This is a genomic window from Marinobacter sp. DUT-1 (assembly GCF_050379415.1).
GTDB lineage: Bacteria > Pseudomonadota > Gammaproteobacteria > Pseudomonadales > Oleiphilaceae > Marinobacter.
This window is the reverse complement of sequence record NZ_JBNRLS010000004.1, coordinates 326,067-352,064: the sequence shown is the minus strand read 5'-3', so window position 1 is coordinate 352,064 and position 25,998 is coordinate 326,067. Positions and strand designations below refer to the sequence as shown.

General features: G+C 59.5%; 25 protein-coding genes. 15 read left to right on the top strand and 10 right to left on the bottom strand.

Going from position 1 to position 25,998, the window contains the following annotated elements:
* Window positions 1–37: 37 nt before the first annotated feature.
* A complete protein-coding gene (dacB, locus tag ACQUTG_RS14850; RefSeq protein WP_428920156.1) occupies window positions 38–1,609 on the bottom strand; it encodes a D-alanyl-D-alanine carboxypeptidase/D-alanyl-D-alanine endopeptidase in 1,572 nt (523 codons plus the stop codon).
* A 314-nt stretch (window positions 1,610–1,923) separates the two neighbouring features.
* Between dacB and ACQUTG_RS14845 the strand changes: the two genes are divergently transcribed.
* From ACQUTG_RS14845 to ACQUTG_RS14830, 4 genes are read left to right on the top strand one after another with little or no spacing between them, the layout of a single operon-like run.
* Window positions 1,924–2,400 (top strand): hypothetical protein, encoded by a 477-nt coding sequence (locus ACQUTG_RS14845; protein ID WP_428920155.1) that lies wholly within the window; start codon window positions 1,924–1,926, stop codon window positions 2,398–2,400.
* A 35-nt stretch (window positions 2,401–2,435) separates the two neighbouring features.
* Window positions 2,436–3,206 (top strand): glutathione S-transferase N-terminal domain-containing protein, encoded by a 771-nt coding sequence (locus ACQUTG_RS14840; RefSeq protein ID WP_428920154.1) that lies wholly within the window; start codon window positions 2,436–2,438, stop codon window positions 3,204–3,206.
* A gap of 37 nt (window positions 3,207–3,243) precedes the next feature.
* Window positions 3,244–4,176, top strand: a complete 933-nt coding sequence (locus ACQUTG_RS14835; RefSeq protein WP_428920153.1) for an aldo/keto reductase — start codon at window positions 3,244–3,246, stop codon at window positions 4,174–4,176.
* Window positions 4,173–4,880, top strand: a complete 708-nt coding sequence (locus ACQUTG_RS14830) for a hypothetical protein (protein WP_428920152.1) — start codon at window positions 4,173–4,175, stop codon at window positions 4,878–4,880. Before ACQUTG_RS14835 ends, ACQUTG_RS14830 begins: the two co-directional genes overlap by 4 nt.
* Here ACQUTG_RS14830 and dkgB read toward each other — a convergent pair.
* Window positions 4,810–5,619: a 2,5-didehydrogluconate reductase DkgB gene (gene dkgB, locus ACQUTG_RS14825; RefSeq protein WP_428920151.1), complete on the bottom strand. Its 810-nt coding sequence runs from the start codon at window positions 5,617–5,619 to the stop codon at window positions 4,810–4,812. The genes ACQUTG_RS14830 and dkgB overlap by 71 nt on opposite strands.
* 124 nt (window positions 5,620–5,743) lie before the next feature.
* On the opposite strand from dkgB, the gene ACQUTG_RS14820 reads away from it, so the two are divergent.
* Window positions 5,744–6,157 (top strand): GFA family protein, encoded by a 414-nt coding sequence (locus ACQUTG_RS14820; RefSeq protein WP_428920150.1) that lies wholly within the window; start codon window positions 5,744–5,746, stop codon window positions 6,155–6,157.
* Window positions 6,158–6,160: 3 nt separating this feature from the next.
* Here the strand turns inward: ACQUTG_RS14820 and ACQUTG_RS14815 are convergent, their stop codons facing one another.
* Window positions 6,161–7,243: a PQQ-dependent sugar dehydrogenase gene (locus tag ACQUTG_RS14815; RefSeq protein WP_428920352.1), complete on the bottom strand. Its 1,083-nt coding sequence runs from the start codon at window positions 7,241–7,243 to the stop codon at window positions 6,161–6,163.
* 264 nt (window positions 7,244–7,507) lie between these two features.
* On the opposite strand from ACQUTG_RS14815, the gene ACQUTG_RS14810 reads away from it, so the two are divergent.
* Window positions 7,508–9,688 (top strand): TonB-dependent siderophore receptor, encoded by a 2,181-nt coding sequence (locus ACQUTG_RS14810; RefSeq protein ID WP_428920149.1) that lies wholly within the window; start codon window positions 7,508–7,510, stop codon window positions 9,686–9,688.
* On the opposite strand, the gene ACQUTG_RS14805 is transcribed toward ACQUTG_RS14810, so the two are convergent.
* The 6 genes from ACQUTG_RS14805 to ACQUTG_RS14780 all read right to left on the bottom strand — a co-directional run bounded on the left by ACQUTG_RS14805 (window position 9,682) and on the right by ACQUTG_RS14780 (window position 16,590).
* On the bottom strand, window positions 9,682–10,482 hold the full coding sequence (locus ACQUTG_RS14805; protein WP_428920148.1) for a (2Fe-2S)-binding protein: 801 nt from the start codon (window positions 10,480–10,482) through the stop codon (window positions 9,682–9,684). The genes ACQUTG_RS14810 and ACQUTG_RS14805 overlap by 7 nt on opposite strands.
* On the bottom strand, window positions 10,469–12,499 hold the full coding sequence (gene fhuB, locus ACQUTG_RS14800; RefSeq protein ID WP_428920147.1) for a Fe(3+)-hydroxamate ABC transporter permease FhuB: 2,031 nt from the start codon (window positions 12,497–12,499) through the stop codon (window positions 10,469–10,471). The genes ACQUTG_RS14805 and fhuB overlap by 14 nt, the downstream gene beginning before the upstream one ends.
* Window positions 12,489–13,421 carry an iron-siderophore ABC transporter substrate-binding protein gene (locus ACQUTG_RS14795; protein ID WP_428920146.1) on the bottom strand — a complete coding sequence of 311 codons (933 nt, stop codon included), beginning with the start codon at window positions 13,419–13,421 and terminating at the stop codon, window positions 12,489–12,491. Before ACQUTG_RS14795 ends, fhuB begins: the two co-directional genes overlap by 11 nt.
* Complete coding sequence (locus ACQUTG_RS14790) at window positions 13,411–14,184, bottom strand: ABC transporter ATP-binding protein (RefSeq protein ID WP_428920145.1); 774 nt, start codon at window positions 14,182–14,184, stop codon at window positions 13,411–13,413. Before ACQUTG_RS14790 ends, ACQUTG_RS14795 begins: the two co-directional genes overlap by 11 nt.
* A gap of 77 nt (window positions 14,185–14,261) precedes the next feature.
* On the bottom strand, window positions 14,262–16,052 hold the full coding sequence (locus tag ACQUTG_RS14785; RefSeq protein WP_428920144.1) for an ABC transporter ATP-binding protein: 1,791 nt from the start codon (window positions 16,050–16,052) through the stop codon (window positions 14,262–14,264).
* 85 nt (window positions 16,053–16,137) lie between these two features.
* Window positions 16,138–16,590: a YaiI/YqxD family protein gene (locus ACQUTG_RS14780; RefSeq protein WP_428920143.1), complete on the bottom strand. Its 453-nt coding sequence runs from the start codon at window positions 16,588–16,590 to the stop codon at window positions 16,138–16,140.
* A gap of 265 nt (window positions 16,591–16,855) precedes the next feature.
* Between ACQUTG_RS14780 and ACQUTG_RS14775 the strand changes: the two genes are divergently transcribed.
* The 9 genes from ACQUTG_RS14775 (at window position 16,856) to ACQUTG_RS14735 (ending at window position 24,073) form a co-directional block, all read left to right on the top strand.
* Window positions 16,856–17,437, top strand: coding sequence for a histidine phosphatase family protein (locus ACQUTG_RS14775; RefSeq protein ID WP_428920142.1), 582 nt, complete (start codon window positions 16,856–16,858; stop codon window positions 17,435–17,437).
* Between the two features lie 61 nt (window positions 17,438–17,498).
* Window positions 17,499–17,837, top strand: a complete 339-nt coding sequence (locus ACQUTG_RS14770) for a zinc ribbon domain-containing protein YjdM (RefSeq protein ID WP_428920141.1) — start codon at window positions 17,499–17,501, stop codon at window positions 17,835–17,837.
* 40 nt (window positions 17,838–17,877) lie between these two features.
* Window positions 17,878–18,396: a phosphate-starvation-inducible PsiE family protein gene (locus ACQUTG_RS14765; protein WP_428920140.1), complete on the top strand. Its 519-nt coding sequence runs from the start codon at window positions 17,878–17,880 to the stop codon at window positions 18,394–18,396.
* A 77-nt stretch (window positions 18,397–18,473) separates the two neighbouring features.
* Complete coding sequence (pdhA, locus tag ACQUTG_RS14760) at window positions 18,474–19,556, top strand: pyruvate dehydrogenase (acetyl-transferring) E1 component subunit alpha (RefSeq protein WP_428920139.1); 1,083 nt, start codon at window positions 18,474–18,476, stop codon at window positions 19,554–19,556.
* The gene (locus tag ACQUTG_RS14755) at window positions 19,553–20,545 is read left to right on the top strand and encodes an alpha-ketoacid dehydrogenase subunit beta (RefSeq protein ID WP_428920138.1); all 993 of its coding nucleotides are present in this window, start codon (window positions 19,553–19,555) and stop codon (window positions 20,543–20,545) included. The genes pdhA and ACQUTG_RS14755 overlap by 4 nt, the downstream gene beginning before the upstream one ends.
* A gap of 93 nt (window positions 20,546–20,638) precedes the next feature.
* Complete coding sequence (locus tag ACQUTG_RS14750) at window positions 20,639–21,760, top strand: dihydrolipoamide acetyltransferase family protein (protein WP_428920137.1); 1,122 nt, start codon at window positions 20,639–20,641, stop codon at window positions 21,758–21,760.
* 103 nt (window positions 21,761–21,863) lie between these two features.
* Complete coding sequence (locus ACQUTG_RS14745; protein ID WP_428920136.1) at window positions 21,864–22,367, top strand: copper chaperone PCu(A)C; 504 nt, start codon at window positions 21,864–21,866, stop codon at window positions 22,365–22,367.
* A gap of 341 nt (window positions 22,368–22,708) precedes the next feature.
* The gene (locus ACQUTG_RS14740; RefSeq protein WP_428920135.1) at window positions 22,709–23,479 is read left to right on the top strand and encodes a hypothetical protein; all 771 of its coding nucleotides are present in this window, start codon (window positions 22,709–22,711) and stop codon (window positions 23,477–23,479) included.
* Between the two features lie 63 nt (window positions 23,480–23,542).
* Window positions 23,543–24,073 (top strand): hypothetical protein, encoded by a 531-nt coding sequence (locus tag ACQUTG_RS14735; RefSeq protein ID WP_428920134.1) that lies wholly within the window; start codon window positions 23,543–23,545, stop codon window positions 24,071–24,073.
* Window positions 24,074–24,437: 364 nt separating this feature from the next.
* On the opposite strand, the gene ACQUTG_RS14730 is transcribed toward ACQUTG_RS14735, so the two are convergent.
* Entirely contained in the window at window positions 24,438–25,655 is a 1,218-nt protein-coding gene (locus ACQUTG_RS14730; protein ID WP_428920133.1) for a GGDEF domain-containing protein, read from the bottom strand.
* Window positions 25,656–25,998 lie beyond the last annotated feature (343 nt).

Below are 25,998 nucleotides of genomic sequence, written 5' to 3'. Positions count from 1 at the left end.
GTAAAGTGAAATGCCCCGGCTTCGGCCGGGGCATTTTTTATTGAATCGTTGTATCCGATGGCTCTGTGCCAGCCCTCGAAATCGCCGTCCCCGTAGGCGGCCGGTAATGCAGCGAGTAAAGCACCCGATCCAACACCGATTTGCCGTTCCACGCCGGGTCGTTGTTCACGATACCCACCACCGCCCAGGTAGTGTTGTTTTCGTCCCTGGTAAAGCCGGCGATCGAGCGAACGTGCTCCAGGTAACCGGTCTTGATCCGGCCTGTGCCTTCCATGCCGGCTCGCTTCAGGCGGCGGGCCATGGTTCCGTCCATGGCGGTGATTGGCATTGAGGCCATCAGGTCGGAGGCGAATGGACTGTTCCAGGCATGCTGAAGGATCTGTACGCCCTGGCGGGCCGAAATGCGGCCATGGCGGGTCAGGCCGGCACCGTTGTCGATCACCATGCCCGCGGTATTGATGCCTTTGCCCTCAAGCCATTCGTAGATCACGCGGATACCGGCAACGCGGTCATCCTGTTCGTCTTCTTTCCGGTTCTCGGCACCGATGGAGAGCAGCATCTGGCGAGCCATGACGTTGCTGCTCCATTTGTTGATGTCCCGAACCATGGTGACCAGGTCCGGAGAGGTGGTTCTCATCACCAGTCGGGCATCTTCGGGCGTCTTACCGGTCATGCTGGCCCCGCTGATGGTCACGCCGGTTTCCTTGAGTACCGAACGAATCAGGGAGGCGGTGTACTGCTCATGGGATAGCAGGGACATGTAGGTGGTGGTCCGGCAGCCCTGCGGCAGTTCGCCGGTCACACGCACGGTGACCTGCATGTTGTCGTCGAATACCGGCTCCCAGTTGAAGTCACGGCGGCCGGGGCACGGGCCCTCCGGGATGGCTGTGACCCGGTTGTCGATCCGGACTTCGCTGAGGTCCGGGGTCGTCCAGGCCTGGGTGCCGCGCTCGTCGGCCCGGACCTGGAAGTGCAGCAGGTTAAGGTTGGTCAGATAGGCGGAAGGCTCCACCAGGAACGGCCGGTAGGGGTTGTCGCCATTGTCCTCGAATTTCGGGAAGCCGCCATCCACGCGGAAATAGCTGCCATCCAGAACCAGGTGGCCATCAATATTGGTCACACCCATCTGCCGGAGTTCACGCATGGTGGACCACAGGCGCTCGAGGGTCAGTTTCGGGTCGCCTTCGAACCGGACGTACAGGTTGCCCTTGAGCGTATCGCCGACCATCTGCCCATCGGTCAGGAAATCGGTATTCCAGTGGTGGGTAGGGCCGAGAATTTCCAGGGCGGCGTAGGTGGTAACCAGCTTCATGATGGAGCCCGGGCTCATCAGTTCGTCAGCGTTCACATACTGCTCGATGCCCGGGCCGTTCAGAGGGACCGCCGCAACGCTCAGGCCTTCCTTGTTGTTCAGTGCCTTGAACGCGTAATCCCGCACTTCCGTGCTCCAGAGTCGGGTTGGGGAGTCTTCGCTGCCCGGTGGCCCCGCTGCAGCCAGTGGGGCGCCCGTAGCCACGACCGCGGCAATTCCCGCAGACAACATAAACCGATGCCAGGACCTCCTCAGTCCTGCCTGGCTGACGCTGCGTCGCATGACCCTGTTCTTCATGATGTCCATCCGTTGAGTTCTTATGACTAAACAATAGCCGATCCTGGCCGGATGTACTATGCAGAAAAGCTCTACATGACGTTAAAAATTGCCAGTAGAGACGTTGTTTATATTGAATTTTTGTGACGCTCTGTAAGGGGCCTTTGGAATCAGTGGGTTAGCTGTACAAAAGTTAATCTTGTGGATGTCAATGACTTTGTGTGCGTTTTTTACCGCAGGTTTCACGGCATTTCAGTCATGGAATTTCAGACTCAATCAGCGTTTCCTAGTTCAGTGAAATAATGACGACAACAAGACAAGAACAGGAGGGAGCCATGATTGGTATACCGATCGGGTTGATCACAGCCAACGCCGTTGAGTGGGTATTCCACAAACACGTTCTGCACGACCTGGGGCGTAATCGGAACAGTTTCTGGGCGTTCCATTGGCATGATCATCACCGCCATGTCCGCAGGAACGGTTTCCTGGACGAGGACTACCGGCACCCGCCCCTGACCTGGAATGCCCAGACCAAGGAAGTCGCGGCCCTGGTTGCGGGAGCTGCTGTGGTGACCCCCCTGCTGCCGGTGGCTCCGTTCTTTGTCGGCACACTCTATTACAGTGCCTGGAACTATTACCGGGTGCACAAGAAATCGCATCTGGATCCGCAGTGGGCCAGAGAGCATCTGCCATGGCACTATGACCACCACATGGGACCCAACCCCAACGCCAACTGGTGTGTGACCAAACCCTGGTTTGACCACATCATGGGGACACGGGAGCCAATGGCAAACCGGGAGGCGCCCGCATAATGGGCACTCCAACATCCCGAAACCAAGGACAAACCATGCTGAACGCGTTAAAGCATAACGTGAATGTGCTCGAATCCGTGGCAACCTCCAGCTTCACGGCCTGGCGGGGTTGCCTGGTGGTGAAGGCGGCGGAGCAGCCGGAACAACCGATCATTCTTTATGACATGGAAGGCTGCCCCTATTGCCGGCGGGTACGGGAAGCTTTTACAGCCTTGAACCTGGACGTTGAGATTCGCCCATGCCCCAAGGGCGGTCGGGTTTACCGGGCCGAAGCAGAAGCGATTGGTGGCAAGCAGTTGTTTCCGCTTCTGGTGGATGAAAATACCGGCCAGGTGATGTACGAATCCGGAGATATCATAGAGTACCTGTTCCGTCAGTACGGGAGCCGCCCGGTTCCGGGCTACTACCAGGCCAGGGTCTGGCAGCCGGTGTTTGGTTCTTTGGGCTCGGTTGCCAGCGAAATGCGCGGGCTGCGGGCAGCGCCGGGCAAGCGTCCCGAGCAGGGGCTTCATCTGTGGAGCTTCGAGGGCAGTCCGTTTTCGCGGCTGGTCCGGGAAAAGCTGTGTGAGCTGGAGATTCCATACACGCTCCACAATCTCGGCAAGGAACACTGGACCGAAATCGGGCCCGCAAAGCAGCGCATAAAACCCGGGGAATACAAGCCTTTACCCGGAGGTAAGCGGGATGCCTTTTTCCGGCAGCACGGGCGGGTTCAGGTCCCTTACCTGGAAGATCCCAACACCGGCACGTCCATGTTCGAATCGGCGCGTATATTGAAGTATCTGGAGGAACAATACGGCGGTTGAGGCTGTCATTTAAGGCAGATTCCAAGGGAGGGCCACCATGCTGGAGCTATCAAGGCGACGATTCCTGATCGGTGTCGGGCTGAGTGGCCTGGTTGTGGCTTCACCCAGACTGCTGGCTGCCACCCCGTCCTCCAGCGAGCAAGACTTCCATGTCCGGCCAATTCCCTCTACCGGGGAATCGGTCCCCGCTATCGGCATGGGGACCTGGATTACCTTCAACGTGGGAAGTGACCAGTACCTGATCGACCAGCGTACCCGCGTGCTCGAGGCCTTTCTTGAGCGCAAGGGTACTGTTATCGACTGTTCACCCATGTATGGCAGCTCTGCTGATGTCATCGGCGCCGCGCTGGACAAGCTTGGTGCCCATGACCGCATCTTTTCAGCGACCAAGATCTGGACCAGTAATGGTTCTGAAACCCGGGAGCAGGCCACCACGTCCGTGCGGCGATGGGGCATTGAGCGCTTTGACCTGCTGCAGGTTCACAACCTGCTGGCCTGGCAGGAACACCTGGCGACCCTGAAAGCGATGAAGGCCGAAGGCAGGGTCCGTTACATCGGCATTACCACCTCCCATGGCCGCCGGCATCGTGAGCTGGCGCGCGTCATGGAAACGGAACCCCTGGATTTCGTTCAGTTGACCTACAACGTGCTGGATCGGGAAGCCGAGGAACGGCTGCTGCCCCTGGCCCGGGAACGGGGCATTGCGGTGATCGTGAATCGGCCATTCCAGGGCGGTTCCCTGTTTCGCCGGTTCCAGTCCGAGCCGCTGCCGCCTTGGGCCAGTGAGGCCGGCGTGGGTAACTGGGCCGAGTTCTTCCTCAAGTTCATCATTTCCCACCCCGCCGTCACCTGCGCTATTCCGGCCACGACCCGGGTGGAGCATATGCAGGAGAACATGGGGGCCATGTACGGTCAGTTGCCTGACGCCAGGCAGCGCAGGATGATGGCGGATTACGTGAGGCAGCTGTGAACGGGGCAACCTGGCTGAGCTATTCCTTGCAGGACTTCGTGATGTTCGGCCCGGAGGTATTCCTGAGATTGTTTGCGCGGATCAACCAGGACCTCTGGCCCTGGCTATTGTTGTGGCCGCTTGCCGGCCTGGTACTGCCCTGGTTCGGCCGACAGGCCGCCGAGTTGCCGAGGCGGTTGGCAATGGCTCTTACAGGGCTGGCGTGGATCGGCTGCGGCTACCTGTTCCTGGTGCGCTATTACGGCCCGGTGAACTTGCCGGCCACCGGATTCGGCTGGGCCTTTGTGGTCCAGGGGCTGTTATTGCTGCTTCTGAAGGGAAGGGCACTTCCCGGACCGATGGCGTGGCCGGTGGCTGTTTGCTGGTGGCTGGCGGTACTCCTGTTGCCCTGGCTGTCGGTACTGGAGATGCCCGATTTGTGGGCGCTCGCCCTGTTCGGACTTGCGCCCGGGGTGACTGTTGCCGCCACCGTGCTGATGTTTGCCCGGCAACCGGCGCCACTAAGGTGGTTGCTGTTGGTGTTGCCCCTGGCCTGGACCCTGTTCAGTGCGGCCACCTACTGGGCCCTGGGTACCTTCTGGTTGCTGGGCTTTCCGGCGGCCACGCTGGTGCTGCTAGTTGTCGCGCTCAGGGTCAATCCCAGTCCGGTGCAAAACCCGGATTCGCAATCCGTTCACCCCGGTCCAGGGCGTCAATCGCCTTGATTTCATCCTCGGTCAGTTGAATCTCGAGGGCATCCAGGTTGGCCTTCTGGTGGGATGGTCGGGTAGAGGAGGGGATCGGCACCACGCCCCGTGAGGCCACCCAGGCAATGGCAATCTGCGCCGGTGTGGCGTTCCGCTCGCTGGCAATGCGCTGCAACGTCTCGTCCTCCATGACCTTGCCCACGGCCAGGGGCATGTAGCCTGTCACCGTAATGCCCAGTTTTTGAGCGTGTTCCACGACTTTGCGGTTGGCCAGGAACGGATGGACTTCCACCTGGTTGGTGAGGATGGGTGAGTCGCCAAGGATTTTCTTCGCCTGATCCATCTGCGCACAGGTGAAATTGGAGATCCCGATGTGCTCGGTCAGGCCCTCGCGCTGGGCGTCCCGGAGAGCGCCCAGGTATTCCTCCATCGGCACTTCGTTGTCCGGGGAAGGCCAGTGGATGAGCGTCAGGTCGACGTGGTCGGTTTTCAGACGGGCCAGGCTGTCGTGGAGGCTGTTGATCAGATCGCTGGCGTGCAGATTGTCGTGCCAGATCTTGGTGGTCAGGAAGATATCGCGGCGGGGAATGCCGCTTGAGGTGATGCCGTCGCCCACTTCCGCCTCGTTTTCATACATCTGTGCGGTGTCGATGTGCCGGTAACCCAGCGACAGGGCGCTCTTCACCGCCTCCCGGGCATCATTGCCCTTCAGGCGAAAAGTACCCATACCGATCTTCGGAAGCGTGGTAAACGACATGATCTCTGTCCTCCTGTTCCAGTTCTGTACTAACCCAGATGATGTTACCAGGGTGGTTCTTCAAGTGGCTCGCCGGTATTATCCCGCCGGAGATTTAAACAAGTCCGAAGCGCGAGAGTGATTCATGTATACCGGCCAGTGCCTGTGTGGCGACCTCACCTTTGAATATGACGGCCCTCTCGGCCCGATTTCCCTGTGCCATTGCAGCCAGTGTCGGCGCGCCCATGGCAGTGCCTTCTCGGCCAGCGCGCCGGTGCAGGCGGTGAGGTTCCGGATTCTCTCCGGTGAAAACCGGGTGACTGAATACGAGTCCAGCCCCGGCAAGTACCGCGCCTTCTGCAGCCGTTGTGGCAGCCAGTTATACAGCCGGGTAGATGCCATCCCCGGTATTCTTCGCCTGCGGGTAGGCGTGATCAACGAACCCTTGGGCAAAGGCCCGGCCCAGCACGTCTATGTCGGCTCGAAATCCGACTGGTTCACTATTACCGACGACCTTCCCCAGTACGAAAAGACCGACAGGACCAACGACCCCCACTGAGGGTCAGTTCACAGGAACGGTCCGGTAAACCTTGCCCTGGGGTGAGTCGGTCAACAGCCAGAGAGCGCCGTCCGGGCCCATGCGCACATCCCGGATGCGCTCGCCAAGGTCCGTCAGCAAGTCTTCCTCCTCGGTGACGTCTCCATCCCGGATTTCCAGGCGTACCAGCTTGCGCATTTTCAGCGCCCCCACGAACAGGTCACCCTGCCACTCCGGAAACAGGTCGCCGGTATAGAACGCCATGCCCGAGGGTGCAATCGATGGATCCCAGTAACGCAGGGGCTGTGCCATGCCTTCCTTCTTGGTATGCATGGTGATCGGCAGGCCCGAGTAATCAATGCCATAGGTAATCTCGGGCCAGCCATAGTTGGTTCCGGCGGACAGGATATTGATCTCGTCACCACCCCGGGGGCCATGTTCGTGGGTCCAGATCTCGCCGGTGTCCGGGTGAATGGTCATGCCCTGGATATTGCGGTTGCCGTAGGTGAAAAACGTATCCTGGGCACCGGCCCGGTCCACGAACGGGTTGCCCGCCACCGGCTCACCATCAATCGTGACCCGGTGCACGCCACCGGCGTCGTCACCAAGATCCTGGGCCCGATCCATTTCGCCCCGATCGCCGACGGAAATGTACAGGTTGCCATCCCGATCAAACTCCATGCGCCCCGCAAAGTGGCGGGAAGTGTTGGAGCGGGGCAGGGCCTCAAATATGACCTCCACATCTTTCAACTCGCTGTCTTCCAGCCTTGCCCGGGCAGCCCGGGTGGTCATGCCCTCTCGGGTGCGGTGGGCATAACTCAGGAACAGGGTCTGATTGCTCTCGAATTCCGGATGTAACAGCACATCCAGCAGCCCGCCCTGGCCGGAAACCACCAGGTCCGGAACACCTGAGACTGGTTCCGGCACAAGTGTGTCATCGCGGATGATCCGGAGTCGTCCGGCCCGCTCCGTCACCAGTTTGTCGCCGTTTGGCAGAAACGCCAGGCTCCAGGGGTGCTCCAGCCCTTCGGCAACGATCTCCAGCCGGAAATCCGCCTCATCCGATGAGAATGTCAGCTCGGCAAGGGTTGATACCGAAAACAACATCAACCCGCTGGCCACAGCCAGTTGTCTGCTGGTGAACATGGGAACCTCCGGCCTGCATGGCGAGTGGTCTGGAAACTCGGAAGCAACTGCCTCTTCAGCATAGCAGTTGACCCGCTCCACTGCCCTGAACGGGTGTTCCTGAATATAGGGTGCGAAGGCAGCGTTGGATTACCGTGATTTGAGGTTTTAAATCATAATGATTCGCATTAAGATGTGCGTCGAATAATGATCAACCTGCAAAAAAACTCACTCACGGAGAAAATGATGTTCCGACTTCCCGAGCCGGCATTCCGCCGAAAGGCCCTGGTATCCGCCATGATGTGCGCCACTGTCCCGGCAATGGCAGTGGCCCAGGAGAGCAATCCTGCCACCCTTCAGGTGCTCGAAGTATCCGCAGAACGGGGTCAGACCCCTTCGGAATTCACTGAACGCTATGCTCCCGAAGCGACTACTACTTCCCTGAAGATGGAACTGTCCCACCGCGAGACGCCTCAGGCAGTCACCGTGGTAACCCGGAAACAGATGGACGATTTCGCCCAGAACGACATCAATGATGTTCTGGAGGGCACCACCGGTGTCACCGTTGAATCCGTGGAGACAGACCGGACCTACTACACCTCCCGCGGCTTCGACATCAACAACTTCCAGTATGACGGCGTCGGTCTTCCGGCGGTGTATGACAACGTCCAGGGTGAGCTGGATACCGCCTTCTTCGATCGGGTTGAGGTACTGCGGGGCGCCAACGGCCTGATGACCGGCTCCGGTAACCCGGCGGCGACCGTAAACTTCATCCGCAAGCGCCCCACTGCTGACACCAATGCCTCGGTGGCGGTGACCGCCGGTTCCTGGGACAAGAAGCGCATTGTCGGTGACGTCTCCGGCTCGGTTTCGGAATCCGGCAACGTACGCGGCCGGGTCGTGGCAGGTTATGAAGACAAGGATTCCTATCTGGATCGTTACAGCAACGAAAAGCAGATGTTTTATGGTGTGCTGGAAGCGGATCTGACCGACACCACGCTGCTTACCCTCGGCCATGCCATCCAGAGCTCCGATACTGACAGCCCGCTGTGGGGCGCGCTGCCGCTGTTCTACACCGACGGCACCGCCACCGACTTTGCCCGTTCCACCAGCACTGCGTCTGACTGGTCCTACTGGGATAACACCCAGCACAACAGCTTTGTGGAGCTCCAACAGGAGCTGGCCGGCGGCTGGCGTGCCAAAGGCTCGGTGTTCCGGCTGGAGAATGACAGTGATTCCGAGCTGTTCTACCAGTTCGGCACCCCGGATCCGGACACCGGTGAAGGGCTGATGGCGTACCCGAGCCAGTACGACCTGAATACCGAGCAGTGGGTGGTGGACGCCTACGCCACCGGCCCGTTCGATCTGGCCAACCGGACCCACGAACTGGTGGTCGGCGCCAGCTGGTCCCGCTCCGAGACGGTGGACGAATCCCGCTATGGCCAGGGTATCGGTGATCCACTGCCGCCGTTGAATGAATGGGATGGAAACTATCCACGCCCGACTTTCGACAACGGCGTGGCAGGCTCCGACTGGACCGACCGTGAAACCGCGACCTATGCCGCGGCGCGCTGGACCCTGGCCGACAGTCTGACCGCCATCACCGGCCTGCGCCTGACCTGGCTGGACAGCGAAGGCACCAGCTACGGCAACTCCAAAGAGACCAGCTACGACGCCGTGGAGACCCCCTACGCCGGCCTGATCTACGACATCAACGACAATCACTCGGTTTACGCCAGCTACACAGAGATCTTCTCTCCGCAGACCGAGCTGGACATCAATCGCGACCGCCTGGATCCGATCGACGGCGTCAACTACGAGCTGGGCCTGAAGAGTGAATTCCGCGAGGACCGCATCAACACCACGGTGGCCCTGTTCCAGGTCGAGCAGAAGAACGTGGCCGAAGCCGCAGGCACCTACGACGACGGTACCCAGGACGTTTACTACCGTGCGGTTGACGGGCTTGAAAGCCAGGGTGTCGAACTGGAAATCGTCGGTGCCGTGACCGACCGCATCCAGCTCTTCGCCGGCTACACCTTCGTGGATATCGAGGATGCTGACGGTAACGAGGCCAAGTCCTTTGTGCCGGAGCACCTGGCGCAGCTGCGCGGTACCTGGAAAGTACCGGGTGTTGACGGCCTGGAGCTCGGAAGCCAGATCCGCTGGCAGTCCGAGATCAGCCAGGAGCAGGGCGTGGCCACCACCGGCCCGAACGCCGGCACCACCATCGTGACCGAGCAGGATGCCTATGCCGTGTTGGACCTGATGGCCAGTTACGACTTTGCCCGCAACTGGAACGCCACCCTGAACGTCAATAACGTCACTGACGAGAAGTACATCGAGAGCCTGAAGAAATTCGGTACCTCGGCCCAGGGCTTCTACGGCGAGCCGGCCAACGCCAGCCTGACCGTTTCCTGGGTCTACTGATCCGTAGTAAAGGGCGGGGAGTTGATCCCCGCCATTCTCTCTTTTCGATAGACCCCGCAGGTACCGCAGTAACCACCTTCCGGTAACAGGTACCTAAGGCAGCAGCCCTTCCGCTGGGGGATTGCCGTTCTCTGCTCTGCGAACACCGCCGGAATCCAGTCGATGAACCGATTGGCGTCATTCCGGAATGTTTCCAGCCATTGTTGCGCCAGATCGCACACCGAAGCTGGATCCGCCAGGTTCCACACCGCCGAGAAAGGCGCGCCCAAACCCAGGCCGACACTGCTCCAGTAGGCGCCAGGGCTCACTCCCAGTTGCTGCCTGAACACCGGATACCAGGCTTGCGTTTGCGCTGCCATACCGCGCTGGAAACCCTGTTCGCTTGCCATGGGTTGGCCCGGAGTCTGGAACCATCGTGACACGGTCTGTCCCGTCTCCTCGATGGGCGCCAGGTAGATTCGGGCCGGATCGGCAACGGGCGCCTCGCCATCCCGGAACAGACGTAATGTGAGGGGGGCAAGCACACTGAGCGCCAGATCCTGTTGCAGTACCGACGCATAAGCCCGGACGGTTTTGCGATCTTCGGCATCGGGGTAATCCCGACCGATCTGCTGCACGAGCAACTCGGGCTGATCGAGGCACTGGGCCAGGGAAAACAGACCCTGGCGTTCCGGTGCCGGGGCTTGCAGAGACTGAGCGAAGATAGTCGCACGGTCGAGTCCGGAGGCTTGCAGGAGCCGATCATAACGATCGACCCAGCCTTCGTCCTCTGTCGCGGAATCAGGCCCGACCATGGCGGCTGAGTCCCCAGAGGAAATAGATGCCGCCCACCAGGGCCGCAAGCAGGCCGGCGGGCAATTGGTTGGGATACACAATAATGCGGGACAGATAATCCGCCACACCGAGCAGCGCGCCACCGACCAGTGCGGCGGCGATCAGCTGCCGGCCCACGGTCTGCTGGCCCAATACCCGGGCCAGGTGCGGCGCGATCAGGCCGACAAAGCTGAGCGGGCCGATCACGACAGTGGCGGCCGCCGTCAGCAGTGCCGCCAGGAACAGCAGTAACAGGCGGACTCGGGCCACCGGAAGACCCAGCGATGAGGCAGACTGCTCACCCAGCGGCAAAAGGGTCAGGGGCCGGACGACTGTGGCCAGAGCCCCGCAAATGACCAGAATGAACACCAGCAGTCCGATGGCTTCCCCTTCGGAAACCAGCCAGGTGGAGCCATACATCCAGTTCAGCAACTTGGAGGCCTCGGTCCCGCCGGAGGCCATCACCAGACGAAGTCCGGCATCCATGAACACATAGAGGGCAAGGCCGCCCAGCAGTAACTGGTTGCCGGCAAAGCGGTGTCGCCGCGCCAGCAGAATCAGCAGGCCCAGCGCTCCGGCGGCGCCGGCGGTGGCGGCTACCAGCTGCCCCATGCGGCCGGCCTCAAGACCGGAAAGCACAATGACTACCATCACCAGAGCGGCCCCACCGCTGATGCCCAGCATTTCCGGGCTGCCCATGGGGTTGCCGGTCATTCGCTGGATCAGGGTGCCGGCCAGCCCGAGGGCTATTCCTGCCAGTACCGCAGCAAGCATCCGCGGGCCGCGCCAGACCCAGGCCTCGTCCCATTGTGCGACGCCCGCCCAGCGCCAGCCATCGAGCCCGGGCGACCAGCCCATGGAAACCACCACCGTAATCAGTAGGAACCCGGTGAGCACGGCTGAAACCAGCAGGATCGGACGGCGTTTGGGCAGGAATCCGGCCGGGCTGGAGGTCTGTCCTGGCATGTGATGGGTATTCCGGAAGCCCTGAAGGGCCAGCAGGATGATCGGCCCGCCAATTAAAGCCGTGGTGGTGCCGGTGGGAATCAGGGAACCGTCGCCCCAGGTGGACGCCCAATGGGCCAGGGTGTCCGCCAGTAACAGCAGACCACCGCCAAGCAGGGTGCTCCAAAGTATGCGCCCGCCGAGAGTGCGGGCGCCCAGCAGCCGGGCCAGCACGGGTGCGGCAAGGCCAACAAAGGCAATCACGCCCACCCGGCTTACTACCGTCGCGGTCAGTAGAACCACAAGGAACAACGCCAGGGCCCGTACCCACGCGACCCTGGCACCCAGGGAGCTGGCGGAGGTCTCGCCCAGTTGCAGTAATTGCAGTGGCCGCATCAACAGCAGCATCAGGGCCACCAGGATCACGACCCTGGGCCAGAGATCCGCGAACGGTTGCCAGTTGTTCTGGACCAGGGAGCCGGCGCCCCAGATGAACAGGTTGCCCAGCCACTCGCCCTTGAGCAACAGGAACGCCATGTTGGTGGCGCCGAGGAAGAAGGTGATCACCAGGCCGGCGAGGATCACGGTGACCGGGGAAAAGCCCAGCCGCCAGGTGAGGGCGATGACCATGACGATGGCCAGCAGGCCGCCGGCAATGGCAGGCAGATCCGGGCTGAAGGCGAGCAGGCCCGGGAAGAACAGAGAGGCGACGGTGACGCCAAACTGGCTCCCGGCGGCGACGCCGAGGGTGGTTGGTGAGGCCAGGGGGTTGCCGAGGATCTGCTGGGTCACGGCACCGGCAAGCCCCAGCGCCGCGCCGACCAAGACTGCCATGGCCACCCTGGGTGCCCAGCTGAAGTGCGCCAGCACCGACGCGTAGATATCCGGATTGAAGGTCCAGAAAGCACTGAGCAGGGCCATCGGGTCCAGCTGCTGCAGCCAGGGCAGGGCACTGGCCAGAAGAGCACTCAGCCACAGGAGCGCGGCCGCCACCGGCAAGCGGGCGGGAAGGATCGGGCGCTGGGCCGGGAGGGTGGCAGTATTACTGTACATTACCGGAGCCTCCCGCCAGCAGACTGTCGGTAATCTGGGTGGCCAGCCGCTTGACCGGGTAGATGCCCCCGAAAGGCCACGTGGCCTCCACCTGGTACACCTGGTCCCGTTGCACCGCCGGCAGGTAGGTCCAGAATGGACTTTCGCCAAGAGTATCGGTCAGCCCCGGCGGTGTCGGTGAGATCACTACAAGCTGGGCTTCCGGAAACGGCGCAATCGCTTCCAGACCGACCACGGAAAACCCCCAGAAATTCCCCGGGTGAGGCCAGGCGTTGGTCAGCCCGAGGGCTTCGAGCGCAGTCTGGTAGAGCCCGTTCGGGGCATAGATGCGCACATGTCGGGCGTCGAGGAAGTTCACCAACGCTACCGGTCGCTCTGTAATACCGGCTTCGGCAAGTCGCTCCCGCTGGTTGGCGAGGGTCCGTTCGACATCCTCCACCACTGCCTTTGCCTGAGCTTCCCGACCCAGCATCTCGCCGAGGGTGATCAGCATGTCCCGGGCTTTGGTGTAGGGTTGCGAGCCTTCCTTGTACACACTGGCCACGTAGGTGGGGGCCAGTCGTTCGAGCAGGTCGGCAGCGGGGGCCATTTCGGCGCTGGTCACGATCAGGTCTGGCTTCAGTTCGGCAATGGCCTCCAGGCTGGGTGCCACCCGGGTGCCGACATTGCGCACACCGCTGTCCGGCAGTGCTGGCTCCCTGACCCAGTGGCTGTAACCTGCCAGATCGGCCACCCCCACCGGGGTGACTCCGAGCAGCAGTAACGCCTCGGTCGCGGCCCAGTTGAGGGCGACGATGCGCTCGGGGACCTTGTCGAGGGTGAGTGTTCCGTTCTCATGCTGCCAGGTGCCTGCTGTGGCGGGCATGGCGAGTGTGATTAACAGGAGAAAGAGGCCGGCCAGCCCCGTGGATTTAGTGCACATAGGAAACCCACTGCCCCGGAGCCCGTTCCATCACACCCATGGGCACGCCATAAATGGTCTCCAGGATGCCGGAATCCATGATGTCGGAGGGACGGCCATCGGCCACCAGTTGGCCGGACTTGATGGCCACCAGCCGGTCACAGAAACGGGCGGCCAGGTCCACGTCGTGCAATACCACAATCACGGTCAGCTCCCGCTGCTCCGCCAGGCGGTGCACCAGACGCAGGGTTTCCACCTGGTGTTTTACATCCAGCGCGGAAATGGGTTCGTCCAGGAGCAGGCAGCGGGTCTGCTGGGCCAGCAGCATGGCAATCCATGCCCGCTGGCGCTCGCCACCGGAGAGGGTATCCACGGAGCGATGGGTGAACGCTTCAAGGCCGGTGTCGGCAATGGCCTGGTCGATCAATCGGTGGTCTTCCCGGTTATAGCGGCCGAGCGGTCCCCGCCAGGGGTAACGGCCGAGGGCAACCAGTTCGCGCACCGTCAATCCGTCCGTACCCGGTGGATGCTGGGGCAGGTAACCGACCGTACGGGCAAATTCCCGTGCCCCGGTGGTGCGAAAGGACTGGCCGAGAAGGCTGACGGTGCCCTCCGAGGGAGCCTGGTGCCGGGCCAGCACCTTGAGCAGTGTCGATTTGCCAGAACCGTTGTGGCCCAGCAGGGCAGTAACTTCCCCCTCCTGAAAACCGATGTTGATATTGCGAAGAATGGGGGTGTCACCGATACGGACACCCAGGCTGGATACTTCGAAGAACGCCGACATGCAGACTCCCTTGTTCTGAGAGCCTGCAGGTTAATCTAAATACGAATTACTATCAATAATGATATTGTGTTCCGGGATCACACCTGCCCGGTCTGGACGCGCCATTGGGCCCGGTAGGCGCCGTCCGTTGAGAGCAGGGTTTCGTGGTTGCCCTGTTCGAACACCCGGCCGTTTTCGATCACGGCAATGGTGTCCGCATCCACGATGGTGGACAGACGGTGGGCGATCATGATCACCGTGCGATTGTGGCCGATCCGGCGCAGGGAGCGCTGGATGGCGGCTTCGGTTTCGTTGTCCACAGCGCTGGTGGCTTCGTCCAGCACCAGGATCGGCGGGTTCTTCAACAAGGCACGGGCCAGGGAGAGGCGCTGACGCTGGCCGCCGGACAGCCGAACTCCTCGCTCGCCGACCGGGGTACCCAGGCCTTCCGGCAGGGCTTCGATAAAGGACCATGCTTCAGCGGTCTTCGCGGCCTCGATGATCTCCTCGTCGGTGGCATCGGGCTTGCCGTAGGCCAGGTTTTCCCGGATAGAACCTTCAAAAAGATACACATCCTGGCTGACCAGGCCGATGGCCCCGCGCAGGGACTTGAGGTTGATGTCCCGGATAGGCTGGCCATCAATGCGGATATCACCGTGGCTCGGGTCGTAGAAACGCAGCAGCAGCTTGATCAGGGTGGACTTGCCGGAGCCGGTGGCGCCCACCAGAGCCAGGGTGTTGCCGGCCGGAACGTGCAGGCTGATGTCCCGAATGCCGGCGCCGCTGGCAGCGTAATGGAAGCTCAGGTTCCGGAATTCCACTTCACCCTTTACCGGCTGTGCCAGGTCCTTGCCGCCTTCATCGCGCACATGCACGGGTTCGGCCAGAAGGTTGAGAATCCGGCGGGTACTGGCCATGGCCCGCTCGAACAGGTCGATGACTTCTGCCAGTCCGGTCAACGGCCAGAGCAGGCGCTGGGTCAGGAATACCAGCACGCCGTAGGCGCCGACATTCAGGGTGCCTTCCAGGGCCATCATGCCGCCGACGGTAAAGGTGGCCAGGAAGCCGGCGAGAATCGCCATGCGGATAATCGGGATGAACGCGGAACTGATGCGGATGGCCCTGCGGTTGGCATCCACGTAGGCCTCGCTACTGGCCTTGAGCCGTTCAGCCTCCCGTTGCTCGGCAGTAAAGCTCTTGATGGTGGCGATGCCGCCAAGGTTGTTGGCCAGACGGCTGGACAGGTCGCCGACCTTTTCACGAACGTCGGCATACAGGGGGCCGGCCTTGCGCTGGAAGTAGAAGGCGCCCCAGATGATCAGCGGAATCGGGGTGAAAGCCAGAAGGGCCACGGTGGGTGAAATTACGAAGAACACCGCACCGACGGCCACCACGGTAACCAGCACCTGGATCATGGCGTTGGCGCCGCCATCGAGAAAACGTTCCAGTTGGTTGACGTCGTCGTTCATGGTGGCCACCAGTTGCCCGGAGCTGCGCGCCTCGAAGAAGCTCATGTCCAGCCGCTGGGCATGTTCGTAGGCATCCTGGCGAAGGTCCGACTGCAGCCGCTGGGCCAGGTTGCGCCAGAGTATCTGGAACAGGTATTCGAACAGGGATTCCCCGGCCCAGATGAAGAAGGTCAGTACCGCGAGGATGGTGATCTGTTCCCGGGCGGTCTCGAAGCCGAGCCCGGCGACGAAGCTCTGTTCCTGGTTCACCACCACGTCGATGGCGACACCAATCAGGATCTCCGGGGCAATGTCGAAGAGTTTGTTGATGATGGAGCAGGTGGTGGCGGCAATGATCTGGCGGCGGTAGCCGCGGGCGTATCTCAAGAGCCGGGCGAGGGCGGCGAAGCTGTTGGTGTTGGTGTGACTGCTGGTGGACATTTCCGCTTTCTCCCAGATGGTTGGCCCGACATCGATGGGGCAGGGAGGTTAGCGGAAATGCCGGGCAATTAAAATAGAATCATTATCATCTTCTGGCGTTGCGCTGTAGCCATCGGTCGAGCTGGTCGGCGAATTCCTTGCGGTCGGTCTGGCTGAACGGGGCCGGCCCGCCGGTGACCTGGCCGGCGCTGCGCATTTCTTCCATGAAGTTGCGCATGGCCAGGCGTTGGCGAATATTTTCTTTGGTGAAGGCCTGGCCCCGGGGGTTGAAGACGTCGGCGCCTTTTTCGATAGCCTCGGCGGCCAGGGGGATGTCCTGGGTGATGACGAGGTCGCCTTTGGTCATCTGGTCCATGATTTCGTTGTCGGCGACGTCGAAGCCGTGGGGGACCTGGCGGCGGCTGATCCAGGGGCTCGGCGGCAGGGTGATGGCGTGGTTGGCGATGAAGGTGGTCTGGATTTGCCAGCGGGTGGCGGCGCGGCAGAGGATTTCCCGGATGGGGACGGGGCAGGCGTCGGCGTCGACCCAGATTGGCATCTCGTTTTTCCTTTGGTGTTGGTTTCAAGGCTAGAGTTTAACTGTTCTGGGATTGAGCTTGTTAGTGGTTGGCCGCGTATTTCTCCTAGCCTGCGATGGTTGGAGCAGGGCGGCTTTGGGGCGAGCCTCCCAAAAACCGCTACGAGCACGTCCATGTGCGCTTGTTTCAGGCCATCCCTGGCCTTCAACATTTTTGGGAGGCTCGCCCCAAAGCCACCCCAAACCTCACGATAACTCCGCGACTGCGGAAGGAGGGCGAACTGCCATGATCAGGAAACTAGTTCTTGGCCTCACTCTGAGCGTTATCACCTTTGCTTTTTCCTTGAATGCCTCTGCCAGCGACAACAACGCGGAAGCCTGGCAAGCCCTGCGAGACGGCCAGGCCATCCTCATCCTCCGCCACGCCCTGGCTCCCGGCACAGGCGACCCCGGCAATTTTGATCTGAACGACTGTAGTACCCAGAGGAACCTGAACGAGACCGGCCGGGAACAGGCGCGGGCGTGGAAGCCGTTTCTGGCAGAGCACGGGATTGAACAGGCCCGGGTGTTTACCAGTCAGTGGTGTCGGTGTCGGGATACAGCTACGGAGATGGACGTGGGGGAGGTGACGGAGTGGCCGTCGCTGAATTCGTTTTTCCAGGGCCGGGGCGATGGGCCTACCCAGACCCTGCAGACGATTGCCCTGGTGAACGAGCTGGAGGCGGGGTTGCCGGTGGTGATGGTGTCGCATCAGGTGAATATCACGCGGTTGGCTGGCATCTATCCTTCGTCGAATGAGGGGGTGATTCTGGCGTTACCCTTGTCGGGGGATCCGACGGTGTTGGCGCGGGTGGCGCCGGGGCATTAGGGAACCGGGGGCTGGGGTTTCTGGTATAATCCGGTTCTCATTCAATTAACAGGCAATGATAATGTCCCAGCTTCCCCCTTGCCCCCAGTGTGGTTCCGAGTTCACTTATGAAGATGGTGTTCAGTTGGTTTGTCCCGAGTGCGGGCATGAGTGGTCGGAGGCTGAGCAGGCCGATGCTGATGCCGGTAAGGTGGTTCGTGATGCCAATGGCAATGAACTCCAGGACGGCGATACGGTCACTGTCATCAAGGATCTGAAGGTCAAGGGCTCAAGTTCGGTGGTGAAGGTTGGCACCAAGGTGAAGAATATTCGCCTGGTGGAAGGTGATCACGATATCGATTGCAAGATCGACGGCATCGGTGCTATGAAACTGAAGTCGGAGTTCGTCAAGAAAGCCTGACGGGTTTTGTCCGTTACCGGGAGCTTCATGGAGAGAGCAGATGGTTGAAAAGGACCAGGAAGGGGTTTCACAGCCTGAGGTCCCGCCTCACAAGAAGCACGAGCTGCACCAGGAGCTTCCGGTGGATTTTCCGGATCCGTTTTTCCGGGGCCTGCACAGGGTTATCCGTTTTGCCATCCGGGTGTTGGCCGTCCTGATGGTGGCGGTGATTCTCTGGGGCGTGGGTGATGTGATCTACATCATCTACGATCGTCTGATCACGCCGCCTTTCCTGCTTCTGGATATCAACGATATTTTCTACACTTTCGGCGCCTTCATGGCGGTGCTGATTGCGGTGGAAATCTTCATCAACATCCGGCTGTATCTGGGCACGAATGTGTTCCCGGTTCAGTTGGTGGTGGCGACGGCGTTGATGGCGATCGCCCGGAAGGTGATCGTGCTCGATTTTGAAACCCTTACTCCCATGTATCTGATTGGTATCGCGGCAACCACGCTGGCGCTGGGATTGACCTACTGGCTGCTCCGGCAGGGTAACCAGTACCAGGAGTGGGATGACTGACACCCCGGATTGATCAATTGCCTCCTCTCGTCTAAACCTTAAACAGAGCTCCGTCGGGCCAGGGTAAGGAGTACGGGATGAGACAACGCCATGAATTTCATGTGGATAGCACCCGCTATCTGGATGACCACGGCAAGCCACTGGATGACTTGCCCGCCCTGGCCGGCGACACCGAGCGTGTCCTGGCCGCCTACCGCAATATGGTGCTGACTCGCACCTTCGATTCCAAAGCCATCGCCCTGCAGCGCACCGGCAAGTGCGGTACCTATCCCTCTGTGCTCGGGCACGAGGTGATTGGAACCGCCATCGGTCAAAGCATGGCGAAAACCGATGTGTTCGTACCCTATTACCGGGACCAGGCCGCGCATATGTTGCGCGGGGTGAGCCTGAGGGAAATGCTGCTGTACTGGGGCGGAGACGAGCGGGGCAGTGCGAACTGGGAGAATTGCCCGGAGGACCTGCCCATTGCGGTTCCCATTGCGACCCAGTGCTGCCACGCGGTCGGGGTGGCCTCGGCGATCCGGATCCGGGGCGAGGAGCGGGCAGTGGTCTGCTGCGTGGGTGATGGCGGCACCTCCAAGGGGGATTTCCTGGAGAGCATCAATCTGGCCGGTGCCTGGCATTTGCCGGTGGTGTTTGTGGCCATCAACAACCAGTGGGCGATTTCCACGCCCCGCAGCCTGCAGACCGGGGCCGAGACCATTGCCCAGAAGGCGATTGGTGCAGGCCTGCCGGGCCATATGGTGGACGGCAACGACTATTTTGCGGCCTCGGAGGCTCTCGATACCGCCCTGGAGCGGGCCCGTGGCGGCAAGGGAGCGTCCCTGATCGAGGCGGTGACCTACCGGCTCGGGGACCACACCACCGCCGACGACGCCACCAGGTATCGCACCGCCGAGGATCTCAAGCGGGCCTGGGAGAAGGATGGCGTCAAGCGCCTTCAGAGTTGGCTGCATGATAACGGCCACTGGGATGCGGAGAAGGAAAAGGCGCTGCAAACCGAGAGCAAGAAAAGGGTGGAGACGGCGGTCGAAGAATACCTGGCCGTGGAAGCAGAGCCGCCCACCGCCATGGTGGACTACCTGTTCGAAACCCTCCCACCGGCCCTTCAGGCCCAGCGTGAACGGATTGCCGCCAGGTACCGGGGAGGTGAGTCATGAGCAGGGGCGAGCTGCGTGACGTGACCCTGGTGGAGGCGGTCAACATGGCCCTGCACTGGGAAATGGCGCACGACGAGAACGTGGTGGTGCTGGGTGAGGACATCGCCACCAACGGCGGTGTGTTCCGGGCCACCGTGGGCCTTAAGGAAAAATTCGGGTTCAAGCGGGTGATGGATACCCCTCTGGCGGAAAACCTGATTGCCGGCACGTCCGTGGGTATGGCCACCCAGGGCCTGAAACCGGTGGCCGAGTTCCAGTTCATGGGCTTCATCTACGCCGGCATGGAGCAGATCGTCAGCCATGCCGCCCGTATGCGTAACCGCACCCGGGGCCGGCTGCATTGCCCCATCGTATACCGGGCGCCTTTCGGCGGTGGTATCCACGCCCCCGAGCACCATTCCGAGAGCACCGAGGCGCTGTTTGCCCACATCCCGGGCCTGCGGGTGGTGATCCCTAGCTCACCGCAGCGCGCCTACGGGTTGCTGCTGGCGGCCATCCGTAATCCGGATCCGGTGATCTTCCTGGAACCCAAGCGCCTCTACCGGGCGGTGACCCAGAGCGTCGAGAACCATGGCGAGGCGTTACCGCTGGACACCTGTTTCACCTTGCGCGAGGGCGATGACGTGACTCTCATCACCTGGGGCCCCTGCGTCATGGAGACCCTGCAGGCCGCCGAGAAACTGGCACACCAGGGCGTAACCTGTGAGGTCATCGACGTGGCCACTATCAGCCCCCTGGACCGGGAAACCCTGCTCTGCTCCGTCGCCAAAACCGGCCGTGCCGTCATCATCCACGAAGCCTGCCGCAACGGCGGCGTAGGCGCCGAAATCGCCGCCTCCCTCGCCGAAAGCGCCTTCCTGGACCTCCAGGCCCCGGTCGTGCGGGTAACCGGCTACGACACCGTCATGCCCTACTACCGAAACGAAGCCGCCTACCTGCCGCAGGTGGAGGATATCGTAGATGCCGTAGAACAGGTCATCGCCCTGTAGATGAGACCTGACTCGATGGCCGGGTCCACCCCCGGGGTTGATTGGGCACCGGGGTCTAACCCCACCTTCACAAAAGAAACCAGGGGAGTAAAAATGAAAAACTTCAAACTTCCAGATTTAGGCGAAGGCCTCCCCGAAGCCGAAATCGTCGAATGGCACGTCAAAGTCGGCGACACCGTCGAGGTCGACCAGACCCTCGTCAGCGTCGAAACCGCCAAAGCCATCGTCGAAGTCCCGTCCCCCGAGGCCGGCACCATCGCCAAACTCTACGGCGAGCCGGGCGACATCATCCACACTGGCGAACCGTTGCTCGCCTTCGAAGGCGAGGGCAGTGACAGCGGCACCGTGGTCGGCGAACTCAAAACCTCCGGTAAGGAAGACAAGGGCAAGGCCGGCGAGGAACAATTCATCATCGGTGCCGCCGCCTCCAGCAAACGCGCCCGTGCCAACCGGGCCACACCGGGCGTGCGGGCGCTGGCGGAACGGTTAGGCGTAAACCTCGAGCAGATCAAAGGCAGCGGCCCCGGCGGGCTGATCACCAACGACGACGTCCACCGCCAGGCCAGCCACCAGAAAAAACTGGGCGACGCCGAGCCCCTCCGGGGCACCCGCCGAACCATGGCAAAGAACATGGCGCTGTCGCATGCGCAGGTAGTGCCGGTTTCCATCTTCGAGGATGTGGACATCGGCGCCTGGAAGAAAGGCACCGACATCACCATGCGCCTGGTTCAGGCCATCGGTGCCGCCTGCGAAGCCTGCCCCGAACTCAACTGCTGGTTCGATGGCGACAATCTCACGCGGCGGTTACTGGAAGAAGTCCACGTAGGCATCGCCGTGGACACCCCCGATGGCCTGTTCGTGCCCGTGCTCCGGGACATTACCCATCGCAGCCTGAAAGACCTGAGAAAAGGCCTGGAGAACCTGAGGGAGGCAGTCTCTACCCGCAAGATTCCACCCAAAGAAATGCAGGGCGCAACCATCACCCTCTCCAACTTCGGCACCATGACCGGGCAGTACGCCAACCCGGTCATCATTCCACCGCAGGTGGCCATCATCGGATCCGGCAGGATCCGGGAGAAAGTCATGCCCGTGGATGGCAAACCGGCGGTGCGAAAGGTGTTGCCACTGTCACTGACCTTTGACCACCGCGCCGCCACTGGCGGGGAGGCTTCCCGGTTCCTCGGGGCTATGATGGAAGCGCTCTCCGGGGCATAAGACCACCAAGCTGCGACCATTTGCCGCACACTGCCACTTGGCACGCGTACCAGACCTTCCTATGCTGGCACTAACCGGTTTACCCATTGAAAGGATCCACCCGATGAAGAAAGGCCTGAGCATCCTGCTTCTGTGCATGGCCACACTGGCCCCCTCTGCCTTCGCCGCTGATTACCAGAGCGGTGATGTGAAGATCGAAAATCCCTGGAGCCGCCCGACACCGCCCGGCACCCCCATGGGCGTGGGCTACATGAGCATCACCAACAACGGTGACAGCGACATCACCCTCGTGGCCGCCGAAACACCCCGCGCCGGCCACATCTCCATCCACGAAACCAGCATGAAAGACGGCGTGATGCGGATGCAGCCGGTGAAGGGCGGCCTGGTGGTACCGGCGGGTGCAACCGTCGAACTCAAACCCCACAGCTACCACCTGATGCTGGAGAAACTGACCCAACCCCTGGCGGAAGGCGAAAACATCCCGGTAACCCTGGATTTTGAAGGCGCCGAAGACATGGCCATCGAGCTGGCAGTGCAGCCTCTGGATGGCGGCATGAAGATGGAGAAAAAGGAAATGGACCACTCCGGGCACCAGATGGGTGACTGACGCCAACCGCTGATTGGCGGATTCATTTTATCCCCCCCCCATCCTCCCAAGACCGGAGTTATGCGAGCCAAGGCGTATAACTCCGGTGTTCTCCTCCCAACTCTCTGGTTTCCCCGCACCTTTTGACCTCTTTCCCGGAATCAGGCGCCTTGATGTTGCCGCTGGCGTGATCCAGCGTTCGCAAAAGACCATCAAGGGCTTTCGGAATGCATGATTTAACGTTTTGAACTATATTGGATTTTTGGTTTCGTTCGTGAGAGGGCAGTTGGAGTTATACGAATGCGCGATAGGCGCCCGGAGTTTTGCGAACGTGTTCGTATAATTTGCTGTTAGGTTTTAAAATGGGTAAGAAGAGCCGGCAAGAAAGGCCGAGAAGGGATTATATCTATGCGACTACGAAGGGTGAGGTTTCACACCTGACTGTCCACTATGATCCCGCCCACGATAGGGTGACAATTGTTGATGCAGATCCCGACACTGTAAGGTTAGAAACTCGGTACGAGCGTCCTTCGTCCGGCAAGGAAAAAGTCGTTAACTCCATCGCAGCGCCTTCACTGGGAGCATCATTTAGCACGTTCACAACGCTTAAAGATAGTTTTGACTACCTCATTGCCATCGACACGAATACAAAGAAAATTGGCGACCATCAGTTAAGTGTTTGCGCGTCTTACCTTATTGAACAGCCATTGAAATCTTATGTCAGTGAAGTTCCCTTCGTTGGCGGTCCCTGCTACGCAATGTTGGATGTAAATGCAGCAGTCAACTCCGAAAGGCTGGGGTGGCACTTGGTCATCAAAAAACATTTTCGAGCGTCCCCTAATGTTCGTATAGGTGTGATAGTAGACTGTGAGCTAGGTGAGCACCAGGGCATGAACTCGCGAGCCGTTCCGTATTATGAAGGGCATTTCCTGCCCGAAAACGTCAGCCTAATTTATGCCTCTGATGCGTCAAGTGACTCTTTGGTAAACCAGATGATCCGCTATTGTGACAAGCTAGCAGCTCGGGCAATTAGCGAAATATCAGGAAAGATAGACGATTTAAAGAAGGCAAGAAGTCGGGATGATAACTGCGCTGCGTACGCATACTTCAGGCCCAGAAAACCTAACCAATAGCGGCACACGGACACGCTAAAGCGTGCCGGTGCGCACCGCGTTATGTGTCATAAGAGATGAATCATGTTTGAGGTTCTGTTTGTGAGCTCTGGGATTGCTTTTATCGGCGGCGCCCTTCTAATTTTTATCGGTCTTGGCTTTTTCTTATTCCGCCGCACTCAATTAACAAAACTATTTGCCAATCGCCCTGAATCCATCGCTCTGCTTACATCAATTTTTTTGGCTGTAGCGGGCTTCACCGCGCTACTTGTTGCTCCAGTGTACCAAGGCACGGAGACACGGACCCAAATATCAATAGAGCCTGCCACGGGGGTTACTTTCGGCGAGTCAACAACGGAAAAAACAACCAAATCGTTTGTAGAGGTTAACGGCATTGAAATCTTACCTCTTTTTATCGGCCCGGTATTTATCGCTCTGCTACCCATGCTATTTTTTAAGCTTAGAATCCGCCCCGCTGTCGAAGGCATCTGCGCGTTGCTGCTTGGTGGACAAGCAGCTATAGGGATGACAGGTTACGGCACCTTTTTCGGACCAAGTGGGTTAGTAATGGTAATAGCTGGCATCTTGGCGCTGAGATCAAACAATGCCACATAACCAGGCCAGTCACGGCGACGTCTACTACATTGCGGCTTCGCCTCCATTTCGCAGCCGCGCATGCTGGTGGCGTTAAAACAAAACACAGGAGGTCACATTCAACGGACCGCATCACAAACTCTCTGGCGGATTAATCTACTCTTTCTATCCCGACTCCCGAGCTTTGTCCCTGCAGGCAACTCCGCTCCTGAAGACTATCTCGCTGGCAAACCGTTGGTATTGGACGTTCAGTATTGTGAGTGTCAGGCCACCAAAACTGACAGGGAACCCTCTGTCCTTTTGCCCAGTTTTCTGAAAAAGTTCAGAGTCAGCGTCATATAAAAAGCATGCATGCACGGGTTTACTAGCTGGCCTATATTTAGGTCTATGTCTGCTCAGCCAGCTTTAGGTCAGTTTTCAAGCTCTGGTTCGCTGTTGCCAGGTCGACAACTCGGTTACGACCCTGTTTTTTGGCAGCGTAAAGCGCATTATCAGCACGGTGCAGCACCGCACTCCATTCACTGTCACCAGCACAGTAATGAGCCACCCCGAAACTGGCTGAAAGAGTCAAGCTGATATCACCATCAATGGTAATCTGAGTTGCTGCTGTTTTTGCTCTGAGTTGCTCCGCAACCTGTAATCCCTGTTCGGTATTGCTGTTAGGCAACAGTAAAATAAACTCTTCGCCACCAAAACGCGCCACCACATCATGCTGGCGTATTCTGTTTTTGAGAATAGCAGCAAAGTGCCTCAACACCTCATCACCTATATGATGGCCGTGCTGATCATTCACTTTTTTAAAGTGATCTAGATCGCACATTATAATGGCGAAAGAAGTACCCGAACGCTGCGCGCGGCTGAATTCAATATCACAACATTCGTCGAATGCCCGCCTATTGTAGATCCCCGTCAAAGGGTCAACCCGGGCTATTTCTGAGAGCTCATCCTGCAGTTCATCGGAAGCCATCCATATAGTGCAAAACGATGATAAAATAACCAAAAACTCCCCGGCAATAATCGCCAACGCACTAAGCAACCCTGCATTCATGAAATCATCAGGCGGTATTTCATAAAACGACCAAAGCAAACGGAAAATAAAGAAGGCGCCCACCAGCAAAAACATGGCGATAAGCATTTTGGCGGCCATACGGTTATGGATTTCACGGTGTTGCAACAACCCGCTGGCACCAATAAAGCAGGCGGCTGCAAAGGCGATAGAGAAAGCCTGTATTCGCTGGTTTACATCTGGAATATGAAAGGTATAAAAATACAGTACACCTGCAAGCATCACCACCAGTGTCGGGCTCAGCCAACGCTCAAAACGCAGAGAGATACCGAGAAAGTTAAAAAGTCCTCTGTAGATCAGCACTACACCCATAATGATCGCGATGTTGGAAATCACTATGGAAGCAAAATCATAAATAAAATGACGCAGGCCGAGCAGCACACAGCCACCACCAATCAGAAAATAACCTACACCGATGGTTTTTATACCGGGGAACTTGGCATGCTCTCTGGAATAAGCAAACATACCAAGACCGAAAACCAGGCTAAAAAGCATCAATGTCAGGCTAAGGGTGCGAAAATCAAGCTGAATAGACATGGGCTTTCCTGTAAACGTACGGCAGCAGCGCCTTGCAAAGGAATATTGTAGCCTTTAACCCAGCTCCATGCAGACTATAAATGGGGGGGATTACCGTGGCACGGAACTCATCTCAGAATCGCAGTCTGAAGATTCTGAGCTTTTGCATCACGTCGAAATTTACTGCTACAAAGGCGAGAAATTCCAGTGCTGAGTAAGGCCGCTTTAACAAATGGGGAAAACCGGGACAGACCTATTTTGTGCACTGAAATTGCACCCAACAATTAGTTTTAGTTCGCCTTGGCCTGGCTTTGTCGAAAATGGTCTTCAGCAATCTGTTAGGGCTTCTGGTTTTTGGCGTTAT

Bases quoted from the DNA above. Each gene is read 5' to 3' on its own strand.
- ACQUTG_RS14810 (WP_428920149.1), top strand. From the start codon at position 7,508: ATGTTCCGACTTCCCGAGCCGGCATTCCGCCGAAAGGCCCTGGTATCC.
- ACQUTG_RS14730 (WP_428920133.1), bottom strand. From the start codon at position 25,655: ATGTCTATTCAGCTTGATTTTCGCACCCTTAGCCTGACATTGATGCTT.
- pdhA (WP_428920139.1), top strand. From the start codon at position 18,474: ATGAGACAACGCCATGAATTTCATGTGGATAGCACCCGCTATCTGGAT.
- ACQUTG_RS14740 (WP_428920135.1), top strand. From the start codon at position 22,709: ATGGGTAAGAAGAGCCGGCAAGAAAGGCCGAGAAGGGATTATATCTAT.
- dacB (WP_428920156.1), bottom strand. From the start codon at position 1,609: ATGAAGAACAGGGTCATGCGACGCAGCGTCAGCCAGGCAGGACTGAGG.
- ACQUTG_RS14750 (WP_428920137.1), top strand. From the start codon at position 20,639: ATGAAAAACTTCAAACTTCCAGATTTAGGCGAAGGCCTCCCCGAAGCC.
- ACQUTG_RS14845 (WP_428920155.1), top strand. From the start codon at position 1,924: ATGATTGGTATACCGATCGGGTTGATCACAGCCAACGCCGTTGAGTGG.
- ACQUTG_RS14840 (WP_428920154.1), top strand. From the start codon at position 2,436: ATGCTGAACGCGTTAAAGCATAACGTGAATGTGCTCGAATCCGTGGCA.
- ACQUTG_RS14745 (WP_428920136.1), top strand. From the start codon at position 21,864: ATGAAGAAAGGCCTGAGCATCCTGCTTCTGTGCATGGCCACACTGGCC.
- ACQUTG_RS14805 (WP_428920148.1), bottom strand. From the start codon at position 10,482: ATGGTCGGGCCTGATTCCGCGACAGAGGACGAAGGCTGGGTCGATCGT.
- ACQUTG_RS14765 (WP_428920140.1), top strand. From the start codon at position 17,878: ATGGTTGAAAAGGACCAGGAAGGGGTTTCACAGCCTGAGGTCCCGCCT.
- ACQUTG_RS14785 (WP_428920144.1), bottom strand. From the start codon at position 16,052: ATGTCCACCAGCAGTCACACCAACACCAACAGCTTCGCCGCCCTCGCC.
- ACQUTG_RS14790 (WP_428920145.1), bottom strand. From the start codon at position 14,184: ATGTCGGCGTTCTTCGAAGTATCCAGCCTGGGTGTCCGTATCGGTGAC.
- ACQUTG_RS14835 (WP_428920153.1), top strand. From the start codon at position 3,244: ATGCTGGAGCTATCAAGGCGACGATTCCTGATCGGTGTCGGGCTGAGT.
- ACQUTG_RS14770 (WP_428920141.1), top strand. From the start codon at position 17,499: ATGTCCCAGCTTCCCCCTTGCCCCCAGTGTGGTTCCGAGTTCACTTAT.
- fhuB (WP_428920147.1), bottom strand. From the start codon at position 12,499: ATGTACAGTAATACTGCCACCCTCCCGGCCCAGCGCCCGATCCTTCCC.
- ACQUTG_RS14815 (WP_428920352.1), bottom strand. From the start codon at position 7,243: ATGTTGTTTTCGGTATCAACCCTTGCCGAGCTGACATTCTCATCGGAT.
- ACQUTG_RS14735 (WP_428920134.1), top strand. From the start codon at position 23,543: ATGTTTGAGGTTCTGTTTGTGAGCTCTGGGATTGCTTTTATCGGCGGC.
- ACQUTG_RS14780 (WP_428920143.1), bottom strand. From the start codon at position 16,590: ATGCCAATCTGGGTCGACGCCGACGCCTGCCCCGTCCCCATCCGGGAA.
- ACQUTG_RS14820 (WP_428920150.1), top strand. From the start codon at position 5,744: ATGTATACCGGCCAGTGCCTGTGTGGCGACCTCACCTTTGAATATGAC.
- ACQUTG_RS14775 (WP_428920142.1), top strand. From the start codon at position 16,856: ATGATCAGGAAACTAGTTCTTGGCCTCACTCTGAGCGTTATCACCTTT.
- dkgB (WP_428920151.1), bottom strand. From the start codon at position 5,619: ATGTCGTTTACCACGCTTCCGAAGATCGGTATGGGTACTTTTCGCCTG.
- ACQUTG_RS14795 (WP_428920146.1), bottom strand. From the start codon at position 13,421: ATGTGCACTAAATCCACGGGGCTGGCCGGCCTCTTTCTCCTGTTAATC.
- ACQUTG_RS14755 (WP_428920138.1), top strand. From the start codon at position 19,553: ATGAGCAGGGGCGAGCTGCGTGACGTGACCCTGGTGGAGGCGGTCAAC.